This is a genomic window from Lunatimonas sp., from assembly GCF_020832325.1.
Classification (GTDB): Bacteria; Bacteroidota; Bacteroidia; order Cytophagales; family Cyclobacteriaceae; genus Lunatimonas.
In genome coordinates this window covers 25,008-41,375 of record NZ_JAFIEU010000048.1, presented here as the reverse complement: position 1 = coordinate 41,375, position 16,368 = coordinate 25,008, and the positions used below count along the sequence as shown (strand labels likewise).

General features: G+C 46.4%; 16 protein-coding genes. 4 read left to right on the top strand and 12 right to left on the bottom strand.

Annotated features, from left to right (window positions below; translation table 11 throughout):
• Positions 1–46: 46 nt before the first annotated feature.
• Together ald and hemN are read left to right on the top strand one after the other, a co-directional pair.
• Entirely contained in the window at positions 47–1,162 is a 1,116-nt protein-coding gene (ald, locus tag JJU34_RS19105) for an alanine dehydrogenase (RefSeq protein WP_228694026.1), read from the top strand.
• A 118-nt stretch (positions 1,163–1,280) separates the two neighbouring features.
• Positions 1,281–2,639 (top strand): oxygen-independent coproporphyrinogen III oxidase, encoded by a 1,359-nt coding sequence (gene hemN / locus JJU34_RS19100; RefSeq protein ID WP_228694025.1) that lies wholly within the window; start codon positions 1,281–1,283, stop codon positions 2,637–2,639.
• A gap of 26 nt (positions 2,640–2,665) precedes the next feature.
• Here the strand turns inward: hemN and JJU34_RS19095 are convergent, their stop codons facing one another.
• From JJU34_RS19095 to JJU34_RS19055, 9 genes are all read right to left on the bottom strand, one after another.
• Positions 2,666–3,370, bottom strand: coding sequence for a sulfite exporter TauE/SafE family protein (locus JJU34_RS19095; RefSeq protein ID WP_228694024.1), 705 nt, complete (start codon positions 3,368–3,370; stop codon positions 2,666–2,668).
• Between the two features lies 1 nt (position 3,371).
• A complete protein-coding gene (locus tag JJU34_RS19090) occupies positions 3,372–3,797 on the bottom strand; it encodes a FixH family protein (RefSeq protein WP_228694023.1) in 426 nt (141 codons plus the stop codon).
• A 59-nt stretch (positions 3,798–3,856) separates the two neighbouring features.
• Positions 3,857–5,272 (bottom strand): cytochrome c oxidase accessory protein CcoG, encoded by a 1,416-nt coding sequence (gene ccoG, locus JJU34_RS19085; RefSeq protein WP_228694022.1) that lies wholly within the window; start codon positions 5,270–5,272, stop codon positions 3,857–3,859.
• A gap of 62 nt (positions 5,273–5,334) precedes the next feature.
• The gene (locus JJU34_RS19080) at positions 5,335–6,258 is read right to left on the bottom strand and encodes a cbb3-type cytochrome c oxidase N-terminal domain-containing protein (RefSeq protein WP_228694021.1); all 924 of its coding nucleotides are present in this window, start codon (positions 6,256–6,258) and stop codon (positions 5,335–5,337) included.
• On the bottom strand, positions 6,245–6,436 hold the full coding sequence (locus JJU34_RS19075) for a cbb3-type cytochrome c oxidase subunit 3 (RefSeq protein ID WP_228694020.1): 192 nt from the start codon (positions 6,434–6,436) through the stop codon (positions 6,245–6,247). Before JJU34_RS19075 ends, JJU34_RS19080 begins: the two co-directional genes overlap by 14 nt.
• Positions 6,437–6,448: 12 nt before the next feature.
• Positions 6,449–8,581: a cytochrome-c oxidase, cbb3-type subunit I gene (ccoN, locus tag JJU34_RS19070; protein WP_228694019.1), complete on the bottom strand. Its 2,133-nt coding sequence runs from the start codon at positions 8,579–8,581 to the stop codon at positions 6,449–6,451.
• A gap of 3 nt (positions 8,582–8,584) precedes the next feature.
• A complete protein-coding gene (gene ccoS / locus JJU34_RS19065; protein ID WP_228694018.1) occupies positions 8,585–8,770 on the bottom strand; it encodes a cbb3-type cytochrome oxidase assembly protein CcoS in 186 nt (61 codons plus the stop codon).
• A gap of 2 nt (positions 8,771–8,772) precedes the next feature.
• The gene (locus JJU34_RS19060) at positions 8,773–11,205 is read right to left on the bottom strand and encodes a heavy metal translocating P-type ATPase metal-binding domain-containing protein (protein WP_228694017.1); all 2,433 of its coding nucleotides are present in this window, start codon (positions 11,203–11,205) and stop codon (positions 8,773–8,775) included.
• Between the two features lie 62 nt (positions 11,206–11,267).
• A complete protein-coding gene (locus JJU34_RS19055; RefSeq protein ID WP_228694016.1) occupies positions 11,268–11,903 on the bottom strand; it encodes a hypothetical protein in 636 nt (211 codons plus the stop codon).
• Positions 11,904–12,101: 198 nt separating this feature from the next.
• On the opposite strand from JJU34_RS19055, the gene JJU34_RS19050 reads away from it, so the two are divergent.
• On the top strand, positions 12,102–12,800 hold the full coding sequence (locus tag JJU34_RS19050) for a DUF1080 domain-containing protein (RefSeq protein ID WP_228694015.1): 699 nt from the start codon (positions 12,102–12,104) through the stop codon (positions 12,798–12,800).
• Positions 12,801–12,812: 12 nt separating this feature from the next.
• Here the strand turns inward: JJU34_RS19050 and JJU34_RS19045 are convergent, their stop codons facing one another.
• From JJU34_RS19045 to JJU34_RS19035, 3 genes are all read right to left on the bottom strand, one after another.
• Positions 12,813–13,526 (bottom strand): Crp/Fnr family transcriptional regulator, encoded by a 714-nt coding sequence (locus tag JJU34_RS19045; RefSeq protein ID WP_228694014.1) that lies wholly within the window; start codon positions 13,524–13,526, stop codon positions 12,813–12,815.
• 92 nt (positions 13,527–13,618) lie between these two features.
• Positions 13,619–14,089: a type I restriction enzyme HsdR N-terminal domain-containing protein gene (locus JJU34_RS19040; RefSeq protein ID WP_228694013.1), complete on the bottom strand. Its 471-nt coding sequence runs from the start codon at positions 14,087–14,089 to the stop codon at positions 13,619–13,621.
• A 35-nt stretch (positions 14,090–14,124) separates the two neighbouring features.
• Positions 14,125–14,742, bottom strand: a complete 618-nt coding sequence (locus JJU34_RS19035; RefSeq protein WP_228694012.1) for a helix-hairpin-helix domain-containing protein — start codon at positions 14,740–14,742, stop codon at positions 14,125–14,127.
• A gap of 305 nt (positions 14,743–15,047) precedes the next feature.
• Here JJU34_RS19035 and hemA point away from each other — a divergent pair, with 305 nt between their 5' ends.
• Positions 15,048–16,322 (top strand): glutamyl-tRNA reductase, encoded by a 1,275-nt coding sequence (hemA, locus tag JJU34_RS19030; protein WP_228694011.1) that lies wholly within the window; start codon positions 15,048–15,050, stop codon positions 16,320–16,322.
• Positions 16,323–16,368: the final 46 nt, after the last annotated feature.

The window sequence follows — 16,368 nt, the reverse complement described above, 5'->3', positions numbered from 1 at the left end:
TAACGTTTACATAAAAAACCCTAACATCCCGTAAATCAATGAATCAATGAAAGTAGGAGTTCCTCAGGAAATCAAAAACAACGAAAACAGGGTCGCTTTGACACCTGCCGGAGCCAAAGAGCTCACCAAACGCGGCCATGAGGTTTTTGTGCAGCAATCCGCTGGTATGGGCAGCGGATTCTCGGATCAACAGTATGTTCAGGCAGGGGCTACCCTGATGCCCTCCATCCAAGATGTGTATGGTGTCGCAGAGATGATTTTAAAAGTCAAGGAACCGATCGAACCGGAATATGGTCTCATCCGACCGGGACAGCTTCTCTTCACCTATTTTCACTTTGCTTCCTATGAACCCCTGACCAGGGCGATGATTGACAGCAAGGCCGTATGCCTGGCCTATGAGACGGTGGAAAAAACAGACAGAAGCCTGCCCCTCCTGATACCAATGTCGGAGGTCGCGGGGCGGATGGCTATTCAAAAAGGGGCTAATTATTTGGAAAAACCATTGGGTGGACGAGGAATCTTATTGGGAGGCGTCCCGGGTACCTTACCCGCGAAAGTGCTCATCTTAGGAGGAGGTATCGTAGGAACCCATGCCGCCTGGATGGCGGCGGGCCTCGGGGCGGATGTGACGATACTGGACGTCTCCCTGCCCAGAATGCGGCATCTGGCAGATATCATGCCCGCCAATGTGAATACGATGATGTCGAATGAATTCAACATCCGTAGACTTTTGCCCACAGCGGATTTGGTCATTGGCGCGGTACTGATTCCAGGGGCAAAGGCACCCCACCTGATTACCAGAGATATGCTATCCTTGATGAACCCAGGCACGGTACTGGTGGACGTAGCGGTGGATCAGGGCGGATGCATCGAAACCTGCAAACCTACCACCCATGAAGACCCCACCTACGTGATTGACGACGTGCTTCACTACTGCGTGGCCAATATGCCTGGAGCGGTTCCATACACCTCCACGCTTGCCTTGACAAATGCTACCCTTCCCTACGCATTGGAACTGGCTGACAGAGGATGGAAGGAAGCCTGCCGTACACATCAAGATCTATCTTTTGGGTTGAACATTGTACAAGGTGAAGTGGTGTACAAGGCGGTAGCAGATACCTTTGGATTGCCACACACACCGGTGGAAACGTTTCTACAGTAAATCAGAGAAAGCCCGGACAACCCGGGCTTTTTATGATATTTATCAGCTTAAGGCGCTGCTATGGTCATAAATTGATCGGGTTTCTTGGCCGAAATTTGTCGACAAAGGAATAGATACCATGCAAACCTACGTTTCTCCCGATCTAATAAAGAAATATAACGTACCAGCCCCCAGATACACGAGCTATCCTCCGGTACCATTTTGGAAAAACGACATCAATGAAGCCACCTGGAGTCAGGCAGTTAAGGAAGCTTACAGCCGTTTTGGAGAGGAGGAGGGTATCAGCCTATACATCCACTTGCCCTACTGTGAAAGCCTCTGTACCTACTGTGGCTGCAACAAACGCATTACCGCCAATCATGCGGTGGAGATCCCCTACATCTCTTCTGTGATGAAAGAATGGGACAGCTACACGGCCCTTTTGCCTACAAAACCCAAACTAGCGAGCATTCACCTTGGCGGTGGCACGCCGACGTTCTTTTCTCCTGAGTCCTTAAAAATTCTCATACGGCACATCACCCGCCAAGTAGAGGTGCTGCCCCATGCCGAATTTAGCTTTGAAGGACACCCCAATAACACCACAAGGGATCATTTGGAAGCGCTCTTCGAAGTCGGGTTTACGCGGGTTAGTTTTGGAATCCAGGATTTTGACCTGGAGGTTCAAAAAGCCATCCATCGTATTCAGCCTTTTGAAAAAGTGAATGAAGTAACCCAAACCGCGAGAGAAATCGGCTACGACTCCATCAATTTTGACTTAATCTACGGGCTCCCCCATCAAACGCAGGACACCATTCAGAAAACTTTTGAGCGAGTGAAACAACTCAGACCGGACCGAATAGCTTTCTATAGCTACGCCCATGTGCCGGAGGCATTTCCCGCCCAACGGAGCTTCGAAAGATTCCTACCCCAGGAAAATGAGAAGCGGGCACTCTACGAAACAGGAAGAGCATTTCTTTCGAACATGGGATACCTCGAAGTCGGTATGGACCATTTTGCCCTGCCAAACGACCCCTTGAATCTGGCGAAAGAAAACAAGACTTTGCACCGAAATTTCATGGGATATACTACCCAACCGTCCAAAATCCTGATCGGACTAGGAAATAGCGCTATCAGCGATGTGTTTTTTGCCTATGCACAGAATGAAAAGAATATAGAAACCTACAAAAAACATGTCCTCGACGGTCAGTCCCCTATCGTGAAAGGCCATATCCTTACCGAGGAAGACATACAGCTTAAACAGTTGATCTTATCCCTAATCTGTAACCACGAGGCTGCTTGGCCCACAGGTTATTCGCCCTTCGATCGAGAAGATTGGTTGGTACCGATGACCAATTTCCAGGCTGAAGGACTTGTGGATTTTGATGCGGAAGGAATCCAAATTAGAGAGAAGGGTATCACTTTTATCCGAAACATCTGCATGGCCTTTGATCCTTACATGCAGCTAACGAAAAACACGGGTTTTAGCAAAGCCATTTGACCGCTGAACACGATAAAAACCACTGCTTATTCACACAGTGTCATCTCTGTCTGACCCTGTGAACCTGTACCCATGGCCAACTTTGGACTGATGTAGTGAATCCCCAAGCCCAGCCCTCTGACGATAAAAAGTATCCCTACGAACATAGCAAAATACGGCAGCAAGCCATACATCTTCTTTCGAATATTTACTGAAAGTACTCGCTGGGACATCATCAAGGCTAAAAGTATGGGAACGGTACCTATACCAAATACCATCATATACACTGCCCCCTGCAAGGGACTCTGAAGTGCCAAAGAAGCCGCTAAGGCGACATATACCATCCCACATGGCAATAAACCATTCAGAAGACCGGTGACAAAAAAGGCTGAAAGACCCCGCTTTCGTAGATAGGCAGCCAAGGAACTCTTGAGCTTATTGATACCTCCAAACATGCCTACGCTACCCAACCATCTTTCGGACTTCTGATAAAAAAAGGCCATCAGGATGATCAACCCACCCAATAAAACCGACAACCACTGTTGAAATCCGGCCATACTCAGCGAAAAACCCACTAATCCGACAACTCCACCCAGCACCGCATAGGTTGTAGTTCTCCCCACATTGTAAGCAAGCTTATTTAGCAGGTATCGACTCCGGTCATTGGCCGAAACGGCCAATGCTATCGGCCCGCACATACCCACGCAGTGGAAAGACCCCAGAAAACCAAGAAGAAATGCGGTCCAAATCATCCTACAGGGTTACTTTTTCCTCCTGAAAATACGACTTGCCATCCGCTGACCAGGTTAGCTTTATCCGCCAATAGCCCGGTTTCAGGTCCTTTAAATCAACGAAAAGCGATTGCTCATCTACAATATCCAGTGCTAATTTCTGATCCAAGCGTGCATCAGAAGGCCTGAAAAGGTGAAGCTCGCCTTTGGAACCTACCGGCAAGTGTAGATCTACTGCTTTGGTTTTCCCATCGAAGGTAAAAGCATCTAACCCAAGTGCTGTAGCATTGTCCATCTTATCGATATGCTCTTGGTACCTAATTTCCTCCTCGTAATAGTTTTGGGTTACCAAATGCAAGTCATCTTGCTTCATGCAGATGGTTACCATGCTGATAATAATCCCCGCAAATACTACGAACGTCAATACGATTCCTTTTCCCCAATCCATTTATTTAGTATGTTTTATGTTTTTGCTCCTAGTAACCCTTTGCAGGATACCGGATCTGATTATTTTACAGGACCGACAAAACTTGTCTTAATTTTATCGATCACCTCACCATTTTGCAATAATAACAAGGTTATGTTTTCCTGATTAACCTTGAGGTCTTCCTGGGTTTTGGTTACAAAAAACCTTCCCTCAAACTTGGTTTGCCCCTCAAGATTCCAATTCGTATCACCGACTACCTCTACCTGAAATGCTTCATCCGCGGGCACCAATGCGACCTGCTGTCTATCAAATGTCTTATTGATAAAAGTCACTTCGTACAGATTGCTAACCACCCCACCTTCTCTTTCCTGATAGGTCATCCCTCTGAAACGCGTCACCGTTGCCTCCAAATCTGTACGGGTGGTCAACAATCCAATGAACGCAGCTACCAATAAAACAAGTATCACCGTGTAACCCTTCACCCTGGAAGTTATCAACTTTTGAAATCCTTCCTTGATGCTCGTCTCAGAAGCATACCGGATCAAGCCCTTGGGGCGATCCACTTTTTCCATCACCTCATCGCACACATCTATGCAGGCCGTGCAATTCACACACTCCATCTGCACACCGTTTCGAATATCGATGCCCGTGGGGCATACCTGCACACAGAGGGTACAGTCAATGCAATCTCCTAGCGGTGGGGCCTCGGAACTCACATTCTTCCGAATCATACCCCTCGGCTCTCCCCTCACGTAGTCATACGCCACATTGATGGAGTTGTTATCCAACAAAACTCCCTGTAAACGTCCATAAGGACAAACGACCAAACAGGCCTGCTCTCTAAACCAGGAAAACACGAACAGGAATATTCCGGTAAACGCCATCAGCCCGATAAAGCCCGCCATGTTTTCGGTAGGAGATTGACTGACGATCTCCTTTACGCGGTCTATTCCGATCAGGTAAGCCATCACCGTGTGGGAAATCACCAAGGATATTAGAACAAAAATCGCCATCTTCACGCCTTTCTTCCGAATCTTTTCCCCGTTCCAGGGCATCGCATTCAGCTTTCGTTGTTGATTGGCGTCTCCTTCGATCCAATATTCGATTTTTCGAAAAACCATTTCCATAAAGAGCGTCTGAGGACATGCCCAGCCGCAAAACACCCGTCCGTACACTACGGTAAACAAGATGATAAACAACACAAAAATCAGCAACAGGAAAATAAGCAAATACGTGTCCTGCGGCCAAAAGACAGCGCCGAAAATAATGAATTTCCGCTCAAAGATATTAAACAACAACCAAGGTCTACCGTTCACATGAATGAAAGGCCCGGCAAATAAAATGCCCAGCAGCACCCACGAAAGATAGGTTCGCCAGCGGTAGTATTTACCCGTAACTTTCTTAGGGTAAATCCAATTTCGCTTCCCGTCTTCCTGAACTGTGGCCAGTGCATCCCTGAATTTATCTGGCTGAATATGCGGATTGTTTTTGCTCATCTCTTGCTGCCCTCAGGCAAAGGACGTTACCGGGTGTAAATTCCCGGTAACGTCGGTTAACGTTAAACCTCCTCAACGCCCAGTTCATCTTCTGTCAAGGCATCTATGGGTTCTTCAATCTTTTGTTCGTATTTATCTCCCTGTGGCGCTTTAGGGTTAGCCGGCGTAGTCCCTACCAAGGTTAGGATATAGCTGGAAACCTGCTGCATCTCCTCGGGGCTCAACTGATCCTGCCACGGAATCATTCCCTTTTCAATCACACCATATTTGACCACCTTAAAGACATCTTCTATACTTCCGCCATGAATCCAGTATTCATCGGTCAAGTTAGGGCCTACACCACCTCCTCCGTCAATTGCATGGCAGGCCACGCAGTTGTTTTCGTAGATCGTTTGACCAGCCTTTAACGAAGGGCCTGTTGCATCGAATTGCACGTTGGTCTCGTCAATGACCGAAACCGCTAACGCTTGCCGGGCTTCTGCCTCCAACTGGGCCACATAGAGTTCCTGTTCGTACTCTTCTATTTGGGTTTTTCCAATTCCAAACACCGAATAGTTAAGCACGTAAACAACCCCAAACACAATGGTAACGTAAAAGAGGTATTTCAACCACGGCGGCATAAAATTATCAAGCTCCACGATCCCATCGTAACTGTGGTCCAACATCAGATTTTTCTCCTCCTCGATAGGTTTTACTTTTCCGGTTACATACCGCTCGTTAAACTGCTCCCACCAGCTTGGCTCCGCCGCTAATGCGGGATTGTCTAGCTGTAGGACCTGCTTCAAAAAGGTAACGAGGTAAATTAGGAGAATCATTAGAATCACAATTACCAATAATATTACCCCCATGACGATTAACAGCGTTGTTTCGCTACTACTCATGGATGCAAACTCCTTCACAAAGGAAATCTCCGACTCCTGAGCAAATGCCGGTATGCCTGTGAACAACCCGGCTACTAACAGCATTAAAGACCTAAACATTTTCATGGCTGGATTCATTTTTTGGTTCGTCGTTAAATGGCATGCTTTTCATTTCGTTCACATACGTCTTGTCTACCCTGATCACCCAAATAAACATGCCTACGAAGAAAAGGACGAAAATGAGCAGGGAAATAATGGGGTAGATCTCTATATCTTCTATGGATCTTAATATCTCTTTATGCATGGTTTTGGATGGTTAAGGGTTCGAAGCGGTGGATTTTTTGATGTCGGTCCCCAATCGCTGTAGGTAAGCAATCAACGCCACCATTTCCGAGTCAGGAGACACTTCAACACCAGATTCCTTGAGGTTGGCCACAATCTGATCCGCTTGGGTCTTTAAGTCTTCAATTGCCGTTTGGTCATATCCTTCCGGATAAGGCACACCTAGCTTTTGCATGGTACGGATCTTTGCCGGAAGGTCGTTGTGAGACATGGTGTTTGAAGCCAACCAAGGGTAAGGTGGCATCAGGGACCCCGGAGACATGCTTCTCGGATCTACCATGTGGTGGTAATGCCAGCTATCCGGATACTTGCCTCCTACACGGTGAAGATCTGGACCGGTTCGTTTGGAACCCCACAAGAATGGTCGGTCGTAAACGAACTCACCAGCTTTGGAATATTCCCCATACCGCTCTGTTTCAGACCTAAAAGGACGAATCATCTGCGAGTGACAGCCCACACATCCATGAGAGATGTACAAATCTCTGCCCTGCAATTCCAGTGGAGAATACGGCTGCACGCTGCTGATGGTAGGTATATTGGACTTCACAAGTATGGTCGGAACAATCTCAACTACTCCACCGATGAGAATGGCTACGGTAGCTAAGACGGTAAAGAATACGGGCTTTCTTTCCCATGCCCGGTGCCAAAACTCACCTCCCTGACTGACGTGCTTTTCAAGTGCAGGAGCTTCGTCTGCTTCTTCCTCCTGAAAGGATCCTTGCTTGGCGGTCTTTACCAAATTGTAAACCATCAAGATCGCCCCGGAGAGGTATAATAACCCGCCAAAAGCTCGTAATATATACATGGGAACAATCTGAATGACCGTCTCCAAAAAGTTGGGGTAGGCCAATCTGCCGGCTTCACTGAATTCTTTCCACATCAAGCTTTGGGTTAGTGCCGCCACATACATGGGTAGTGCGTAAAACAAAATTCCCAAGGTTCCAATCCAAAAGTGAGTGTTTGCCAGTTTAGTGGAGTAAAGGTTCGTTTTCCACATCCTAGGCCACAACCAATACAGCATGGAAAAGGTCAGAAATCCATTCCAGCCCAAGCCACCGATATGCACGTGGGCAACGATCCAGTCAGTATAGTGGGCAATGGCGTTCACGTTTTTCAGCGACAGCATAGGTCCTTCGAAGGTCGCCATACCATACGCAGTGACTGCTACCACCATAAACTTCAGCACTGGGTCTACCCGCACCTTATCCCAGGCACCACGGAGGGTAAGCAGACCATTCACCATACCACCCCAAGAGGGCGCTATCAGCATAATCGAAAAAGCAACACCCAAAACCTGCGCCCACTCAGGAAGCGCTGTATATAGCAGGTGGTGGGGTCCGGCCCAGATATAAATGAATATCAGGGACCAAAAGTGAACAATCGACAGCTTGTAAGAAAACACCGGACGATTGGCTGCCTTTGGAAGGTAATAATACATCAAACCAAGAAAGGGAGTGGTAAGGAAAAATGCCACCGCATTGTGTCCATACCACCACTGTACCAACGCATCCTGTACACCCGCATAGGCGGAATAACTCTTGAAAAAGGACACTGGTAAAGCCAGAGAATTAAAAATATGCAGTACCGCTACCGTCACAAAGGAGGCCAGATAAAACCAGATAGCCACATACATGTGTTTTTCACGCCGCTTGATCAACGTCCCGATCATGTTGGCACCGAATGCCACCCATATCACAGCGATGGCAATATCGATAGGCCACTCTAGTTCCGCATATTCCTTCGAACTGGTAAGCCCCAAGGGAAGTGTAATCACCGCAGATAGAATGATCGCCTGCCATCCCCAGAAGTGGATCCAGCTAAGGGTTTTATTCCACATAGGCGCCTTGAGAAGGCGGGGCATGGAATAATAAATGCCGGCAAAAATCGCATTCCCGACGAATGCAAAGATCACCGCATTGGTGTGCAGGGGCCGAATCCTACCAAAGGTGGTGTAGGGATTGCCCAAATTCGCTTCGGGTAGAAACAGCTGAGTAGCTGCAAGCACCCCGATCAGCATCCCGGCTAGCCCCCAAATAATGGTCGCGGCGCCGAAATATTTTACGATCTTGTTGTCGTAATTAAACCGTTCCAGTGTAGTTCCTGACATTTTTTACTTTGATTTAGTTGATGGTACTTTTTTTTCCTCTTCTTTTTTTACTTTTTGATCAAACAGCATCCGGATAGACGGGGTGTAATTGTCGTCATACTGTCCACTTCTCATTGCACGGATAAACAAAAACAGAAACCCCGACGCCATGATCAAACTAATGCCAATCAATACAAATATTACTTCCATAATCAACCGAACTTATTTTTAATACCTTTTCTATGTGCCATGTAATTGGTCGCCAATGTGGTAAATACCACCACGGAAATGCTACTTAGTGGCATCAATACTGCACAAAAAACCGGACTTACCAATCCCTGCACAGCAAAAGAAACCCCTACCACATTGTACGCAAAAGAAAGCCCAAAACTAGCCTTCACAATGCGTCGACTGACCCCTGCAAAACCTAAGTAGTCAGGCAACCTAGTAATCGTATCTGCATCCATGATACCGTCGCTCGCAGGCGTGAATCCAGTCGCTTTGGCCGTAAGTGCCACACCCACATGGGCCTCCTTCAGTGCTCCGGCATCGTTGAGACCGTCGCCCACCATCAGTGTCTTCCGCCCCTTCACACTCAGTGACCGGATATATGCCAGCTTCTGCGCCGGACTTTGATCAAAGTTCATTATGACCCGGTCGCCAAAAACCCGCTGTAGGTTACCACGCTCATGACCTTGATCCCCGGAGAGAATATGAATCACTTTATCCTCCCCTAGAGCGCGAATCGTTTTATCGATTCCCTCTCGGAGTCCACTCTTGATCAGAAATACGCCCAACTGTAGTCCTTCTACGGACAAAAAAACCTGGTTTCCCTCCTCTGCAGGGAAGGATTCTACCCCACAAAACTCAGCAGATCCCAACCGAACCTCTTGACCAGAATAAACACCCCGAAGCCCTTTGCCTTTTAGTTCTTCCACATCGGCAACGCTAGCTTCCTCTACGCCCTCCAGCCAAGCATTGATGCGATTGCTGAGGGGGTGAATGGATCTAGCCACCAATGATTTCACGATGGCCTTGGTATCTGCGCTGAGGGGCTCACCCTCGTAGCGAATGCTTGCCCGCGCCGGATCTGTGAGTGTGCCTGTTTTGTCAAAAACGACGGTATCTACTTCTGCCATGCGTTCGATGACATGGGCATTTTTAAGGTAGAGCTTGCCAGCCCCAAAAATCCGAAGCGTGTTGCCCAGGGTAAAGGGTGTGGACATGGCCAAGGCACAAGGGCAAGCAATGATCAACACCGAGGTGAAGACCTTCACGCCGAATGCCAAATCGCTTACACCCCAATAGGCCAATCCCGCAAAGGCAATCGCCAAAATGGTGAAAGTAAATTTCCCACTGATTCGATTGGCAAGTGTCTCTAAGGAGTCTGTCTTTTTTTTGTCAAAGGCTTTGTTGTTCCAAAGGTCCGTAAGGTATCCCTGGGACGGCGATTTTTGAACGGTCAACGTGACGGAAGAACCTTTTTGCCTACCTCCGGCATAAACCAACTCCCCGGGACGTTTCACAACAGGCACTTCCTCCCCCGTCACAAAGCTATAGTCTATGTGGGCCTGTCCTTCTATCAAGATGCTGTCGGCCGGGATAAGTTCTTCGTGCCGCACCCGGATACGATCACCTACTTCCAACTTAGTTAACGGAATCACTTCTTCTCTATCTTGCTTCAATCTGGTGACTGCGATTGGAAAGTAGGATTTGTAATCCCGGTCAAAGGACAACGTATCATAGGTCTTTTGCTGGTAAAGCTTTCCAAGAAGAAGAAAAAACAACAACCCACCTAAGGTATCCAGGTATCCTTCATTTCCCGATACAAAAATTTCGTAAAGGCTAAAGAAAAAGAGCGCAATGATCCCCAATACGATGGGGACGTCCATATTTACCACACGATTTTTGAGGGCATACCAAGCGGACCGGTAGTAGTCTGAGGCCGAATAGAAGAATACAGGAAGCGCCAACAATACATTAAGGTAGCTAAAAAGGCCTTTAAAGCCGTCTCCGAGAAGCTCCGCTTCGGAAAAATACTCCGGCAAACTGAAAAACATCATGTTTCCGAAACAGAAACCGGCTACTGCCAGCTTATAAACCAGCCTTCGGTCAGTCGTCCGTACTTCCTTCTTATCGATATCGGAAAGATTGATACTAGGTTCGTACCCAATTCGGGAAAGCAACAACACCAAATCTCTGAGACTAAGCTTATCGTGGCGAAACTTGACCTGAACCTTCTTTCGCAGAAAATCCACCCTCCCAGAAACCACGCCATCATGCAGCTTGTGTAGATTCTCCAGCAACCAAATACACGACGCGCAATGGATCAATGGCACGAAAAAGGTAACGTGACTTTCCTCTGCATTTAGAAAGTCCAGCAATTTTCGGTTTACATCTACGTCAGTCAGATAGTCGAATCGATCGTCCCGCCGCTGCACGTTGCGCTGTGAACCTCCGGGTGCTGCCTCTAGATCGTAATAGTTGCACAAATCGTTTTCATTGAGCACTTCATACACTAGGCGACAACCGGTACAACAAAAGTCCTTGTCATGGTACTGGACAAGCTCCTCCTTGCAGGTATCGCCGCAGTGGTAGCAGGTTTTAATGGAATCTGTGGTATCTATTTTAGACTTTCGGGACATATAGCAGCAATTTAACCAAGCTGGGTTAGGAAAAACATGACAAAAATCATGTAATCAACTATTTAAGGTGCTAAATAAAAAGAAAGCCGGTCATACCACATGCCCCCTCGGTAAAAGTGGAAGAGCACCTTTGCCAGATCACTTTGGTAACTCTTGGTGGTTACCAGCAGCGTACATTCGTGCTTGACCGCATAGGACCAAAAATCACCTATCCGACAAAAATTAAATTTAATGAAAGATGCCTCGGCGGTGTTTTGGACCACGTGCTGAATGATTTCTTGCTCTTCCTTCATTTTTGACTTTGGAATAAAACTGGGCGAAATGATGGTTGCCTTGCTATGTTTGATGGTGTTTGAAAAAAAGTTCAGGAAATTTTTTATGAGGCGGGCTGAGGCGGGCGTTCCGTCGTAATGGAATAAAAGCCTGTCAAAAACTAGCTCTTTGTCGTACAGCAACACGGGAATGTTACAGGGTTCATTTTCAATCGCCCGCGGCAAATCCAATCCATGCAGCCAGTCTAATACCGCGGGCAAATGGGCCAGGAAAAGCGTAGGTTCGGTCTTGTCACTCATTTCCACTTTCCCAAAGCCAAGCTCCAGCCATTTCTCAAAGCCCTCAGGAACCTTCTTCCCATAAAATGTCTGAAGAATTTCCTCCGGTACGGCAAAGTTGTCTGCGAGTATAGCTTTGGCTTGCATATCCTGATTGTTTTTCTACAAAGCTAAAGTGGGAATCTCATTTGCCTTGTGACATTCGACGGATCAAAACATGACTTTTGTCATCCATTAAACCCTGTAGATAAAAGGTGATTTTTCAAAATCCAGCGCAATTGACCCAACTATGCGAAAATTTTAGCCTTTTTTAGTTAATTTGTCAAGAAAATAGTCCCAATACCTATGGTACGAACTTATAGCACCGCTCTATTTCTGTTTTTCGCTTTTGTGTCTCATGCAGTCACTTCTCAAACAATTTCCCTTTTCAATGGAAAAAATCTGGAAGGTTGGCACATCGATGTACCCGATCTTGATGACAACCCGGAAGGTGTCATTCCTTTTATCGTTCGAGGCAAAAAGTTGGTTTCGCTGGGAACCCCACAAGGACACCTAATAACGGACGAGTCTTATAAGAACTACCGAATTGAAGCAACCTACCGCTTCCCTGGGGAGCCGGGAAATTGCGGTATATTGGTTCATGCCTCTACTCCCAGATCCCTCTACAAAATGTTTCCTAAATCCATTGAAGTTCAAATGATGCATGAAAATGCGGGGGATTTTTGGTGTATAGTGGAAAACATCGAAGTGCCTGATATGGAGGCAAGGAGAGGCCCGAAAGAAAAGTGGGGCGTCATTGAGGGTCAGAACAGACGCATCTTGAATCTAACCGACGGATCGGAAAAACCCCTTGGAAAATGGAACAAGATGATTATCGAGTGTCTCGAAGATGAAGTAAAGGTCTGGCTGAACGGCGACCTGGTAAACCACGGTTTCAATGCAACCGCAACCCAAGGCCAAATTGCCGTACAGGCGGAAGGTGCGGAAGTGGAGTTTAAAAAACTTACCCTGACCCCCATCACTCAGCTAAGTGAGAAGCCATAAATGCTCTCCTCCTTAGCCGTAAAAATCAGATAGCCTTGCGAGTCCTTTTTTGTCCAAAATGACTATTTTTTTTCCTTGAAACTCAATAAGCTCGTCTTTCTTGAATTCCGATAGGAGCCGGATTACCGTTTCAGTGGCCGTTCCGACGATGCCGGCGATTTCTTCTCTGGTCAGCACTATATTAATACGCTGACTCTCTGCCCCGTCCACTCCGTAGGAATCCCCCAGTTTCAGCAGAGTCATTGCCAATCGCTCACGGATGGTTTTTTGAGTCGCATCGGTCAATTTGACCTCCATCACACCGAGATCCTTACAAAGCGCTTGGGTAATTCGTCTGTGAAACTCCACGTCCTCAGACATCACCTTTAAAAAGGTTTCCTTCGGCACAAAACATATTTGGGCATCTTCTACGATGGTCGCCGTAGTGGAATACACATCCTCCCCAATCAGTGAGGTATATCCAACAAAATCACCTTTTTGAGCAAGTCGGATAATCTGTTCCTTGCCGTTAGATGCTGTCTTGAATATCTTCACCACACCGCTATTCACACAGAAGACTCCAAGTGGTTTGGTGCCTTCGTAGTATAATATTTGCCCCTTTTTGTGAGAGATAAAGTTCTTTGCATCGGAAAGGCTGCACAAATGCTCGTCTGACAATCCAGCAAACATGGAAAATTTCCTACTCAAGCAAAGTTCACACGGAACGTTTTTGGTTTTTACTGTCATTACTGGCTATTCTGTTTTTAGAATGGCTAAATATACCAAAATCTATGATCAATATCATCCTTTAAGCACGCTATTTTAACCGATTTTCAAGGTTAAGCGCCAAATTCAGGGAATGTTTTCATCGGGATGTAGGTCTGTGATTGACTGGAAAAGCCAAGCACCACATGCTTTAACCCGTTTGACACAGCGATATATTTAGCTTGTATACGTTGATTATATGTACAAACCTGCTCCAACGTCCTTTGAGACAAAGTGACCTCCGGTGCTTTGCATTCGATGATCAAAAAGGGCTTTCCTGCACGATCTACCACGAGAATATCCAATCGTTTTGCAAGTTGATTGTACATAAGGCCCCGCTCTAACACAAACAGGCTTTTGGGATAGCGCATAACCTCTATCAGAAAATAAATCAAGTGTTGCCGTACCCATTCCTCAGGAGTCAATACCAGTTCTTTTTTACGGATGGGGTCGAACACATACCTCTTCCCCTCTGACTCAACAATTGATAGCTCGGCAGCAGGGAGGTTCAATACGGGAAAAGCGGCTCCTGTTAATCCATCCATGCAACAAATATCCGACCGTAAACCCACAAAAAAAACTAAAACTCAAGATAGGGCGCTAGTCTGTTCAGCCATTCCTCGGTAAAAATCTTGATGTTGAGCAAGTCTTCCGGCTTGGCAAAACGACCATGCTGATTTCGATAGGCATATATTACTTTTGCTTCACTCGCCCCTATATAAGGGTGTTGTCCTAGCTCCTTGGCGGTCATTTGATTGATAGCCAGTTTCTTCCGAACTGAAGGAGTAAAAGGAAACATGTCGTATACTTTTCCGGCCAAGTCCTCCGTCATGCCATATACCTCGAGTAATTGCCCTGCCTCGTAAAACCCACCCAAGCGATCTCTGTATTTTACGATACGGGAAGAAATTACAGGCCCCACCCCGGCCACTGCCTGCAAAAGGACCGAATCGGCATCGTGAAATGCCACCCTATTGAGTTCCGGAACACGCCGCCTAGTGAGTTGTCTACTATTTTCCCGAGAGGTATCTTGCGTCAGGATGGTGCTCTTCACGGCAACGGAAGCGACCCCTCCGACAGCAATTGACTCGCCTTGCTCTGCTTGAAGTTTATCTGCTATATCTTCGGCCTCTAAAATAATGCGATTGTATCGTGCTTTTTCCGCGCCTTGAACAAACCTCCCCAACAGATTAGGCATAAAATATAAAAAAACAAGAACGGGAAACACCATCAAAAACCCCCTAGATTCCCTTCTTGAAAAGCCGAAATACAATTTAAAAAAGCGAAAAACGATTCGTTTCATTATACATGATCGACAGTATGGGTAAATTTACATAATAGGGAATTTTTTTACAACATTTAGGCTTATATTTCCCATAGTCTAATCTGAAAGTCGAACCCGCGTGAGTTATTTAGACATTTTCTAAATTAATCACCAAACACGCTATTAGTTTATTTCGTCCTAATTCTGTGATAAATTTGCCGATAAGATCGGTAGCAAGCATGCAAAATAAGTTTCGAGCGTTAAGTTTATCCTATAAAAGTGCACCTGTGGAAACTAGGGAGCTTTTATCTTTAGATGACGGTTCCTCAAGAGAATTGCTGGTCAAACTGAAGGAATTCTTTAGTGTGACGGATACGCTGATCCTTTCTACGTGTAATCGCACGGAAATTTACTATTCTCATGAACTAGACCTTTCCATTGAGATCATCAAGTTGATGGGAGTAGAACGAGGATTGGCCAATCCTGTTTCCTATTTACAATATTTCGAAATTTTCAACGACGACAGAGACGCTATCAATCACCTGTTTCGGGTGGCGATGGGCTTGGAAGCGCAGGTAATTGGCGACATGCAAATTGCTAACCAAGTAAAGCGGGCGTATCAAACCTCTGCAGACTTGGAGATGGCGGGCCCATTTTTACACCGGTTGATGCACACCATCTTTTTCACCAACAAACGGGTAGTGCAGGAGACTGCTTTCCGAGACGGGGCCGCTTCGGTTTCTTATGCTGCGGTTGAATTAATCGAGGAACTTACCTCGAATACCCTGAATCCGCGCATTTTGCTTATCGGGCTAGGTGAGATCGGAGAAGATGTGGCTAAAAATATGGTGCACATCCCCACGGCGGTTGTAACGGTTGCCAACCGAACCTACGACAAAGCCAAGGAATTGGGAGAATCCTACGGATTTCATGTGATTCCCTTTGAAGATGTCTACAAGGCGATGGAAGAGGCAGACGTGGTGGTTTCCTCCATCATGAAGTCGGAACCCTTTATTACAAAAGGATTCGTAAAGGGATTGGACATTAAGAGCTACAAGCTGTTTGTTGACCTTTCTGTGCCTAGAAGTATTGATACCTCCATAGAGGATGTGCCTGGGGCCTTGCTTTACAACGTAGACAATATCAAGAGTAAAGCTAGCGAAACCTTAGAGAAAAGAATCGCTTCAATCCCGACCGTGGAAACAATTATCTCCGAGAGCATCGCCGAGTTTTATAACTGGAAAAAGGAGATGATGGTATCTCCAACCATCAATAAGCTTAAAAACGCCTTGGAGCAAATCAGGCAGGAAGAACTGGAGCGGCATTTGAAAAATGCTAATCCAAAAGAGTATGCTACTATTGACAAAATCACCAAAAGCATGATGCAAAAGATCATCAAAATTCCGGTGGTTCAACTACGAGCAGCCTGTCAACGTGACCAAGCAGAGGGGATGATAGACCTAATCACCGACCTGTTCGACTTGGAAAAACGTAGTGAACCCGAAAACCGGTAGGCCATCCCTCCTTTCATTTCCTTTATGGACCATATTTGTATTTTTT

Excerpts from the sequence above, each read along its gene's own strand:
- hemA (WP_228694011.1), top strand. The coding sequence starts at position 15,048 with ATGCAAAATAAGTTTCGAGCGTTAAGTTTATCCTATAAAAGTGCACCT.
- JJU34_RS19045 (WP_228694014.1), bottom strand. The coding sequence starts at position 13,526 with ATGACAGTAAAAACCAAAAACGTTCCGTGTGAACTTTGCTTGAGTAGG.
- JJU34_RS19050 (WP_228694015.1), top strand. The coding sequence starts at position 12,102 with ATGGTACGAACTTATAGCACCGCTCTATTTCTGTTTTTCGCTTTTGTG.
- ccoN (WP_228694019.1), bottom strand. The coding sequence starts at position 8,581 with ATGTCAGGAACTACACTGGAACGGTTTAATTACGACAACAAGATCGTA.
- JJU34_RS19055 (WP_228694016.1), bottom strand. The coding sequence starts at position 11,903 with ATGCAAGCCAAAGCTATACTCGCAGACAACTTTGCCGTACCGGAGGAA.
- ccoG (WP_228694022.1), bottom strand. The coding sequence starts at position 5,272 with ATGAGCAAAAACAATCCGCATATTCAGCCAGATAAATTCAGGGATGCA.
- JJU34_RS19075 (WP_228694020.1), bottom strand. The coding sequence starts at position 6,436 with ATGCATAAAGAGATATTAAGATCCATAGAAGATATAGAGATCTACCCC.
- JJU34_RS19080 (WP_228694021.1), bottom strand. The coding sequence starts at position 6,258 with ATGAAAATGTTTAGGTCTTTAATGCTGTTAGTAGCCGGGTTGTTCACA.
- JJU34_RS19040 (WP_228694013.1), bottom strand. The coding sequence starts at position 14,089 with ATGGATGGATTAACAGGAGCCGCTTTTCCCGTATTGAACCTCCCTGCT.
- JJU34_RS19035 (WP_228694012.1), bottom strand. The coding sequence starts at position 14,742 with ATGCCTAATCTGTTGGGGAGGTTTGTTCAAGGCGCGGAAAAAGCACGA.
- hemN (WP_228694025.1), top strand. The coding sequence starts at position 1,281 with ATGCAAACCTACGTTTCTCCCGATCTAATAAAGAAATATAACGTACCA.
- ccoS (WP_228694018.1), bottom strand. The coding sequence starts at position 8,770 with ATGGAAGTAATATTTGTATTGATTGGCATTAGTTTGATCATGGCGTCG.
- JJU34_RS19090 (WP_228694023.1), bottom strand. The coding sequence starts at position 3,797 with ATGGATTGGGGAAAAGGAATCGTATTGACGTTCGTAGTATTTGCGGGG.
- ald (WP_228694026.1), top strand. The coding sequence starts at position 47 with ATGAAAGTAGGAGTTCCTCAGGAAATCAAAAACAACGAAAACAGGGTC.
- JJU34_RS19095 (WP_228694024.1), bottom strand. The coding sequence starts at position 3,370 with ATGATTTGGACCGCATTTCTTCTTGGTTTTCTGGGGTCTTTCCACTGC.
- JJU34_RS19060 (WP_228694017.1), bottom strand. The coding sequence starts at position 11,205 with ATGTCCCGAAAGTCTAAAATAGATACCACAGATTCCATTAAAACCTGC.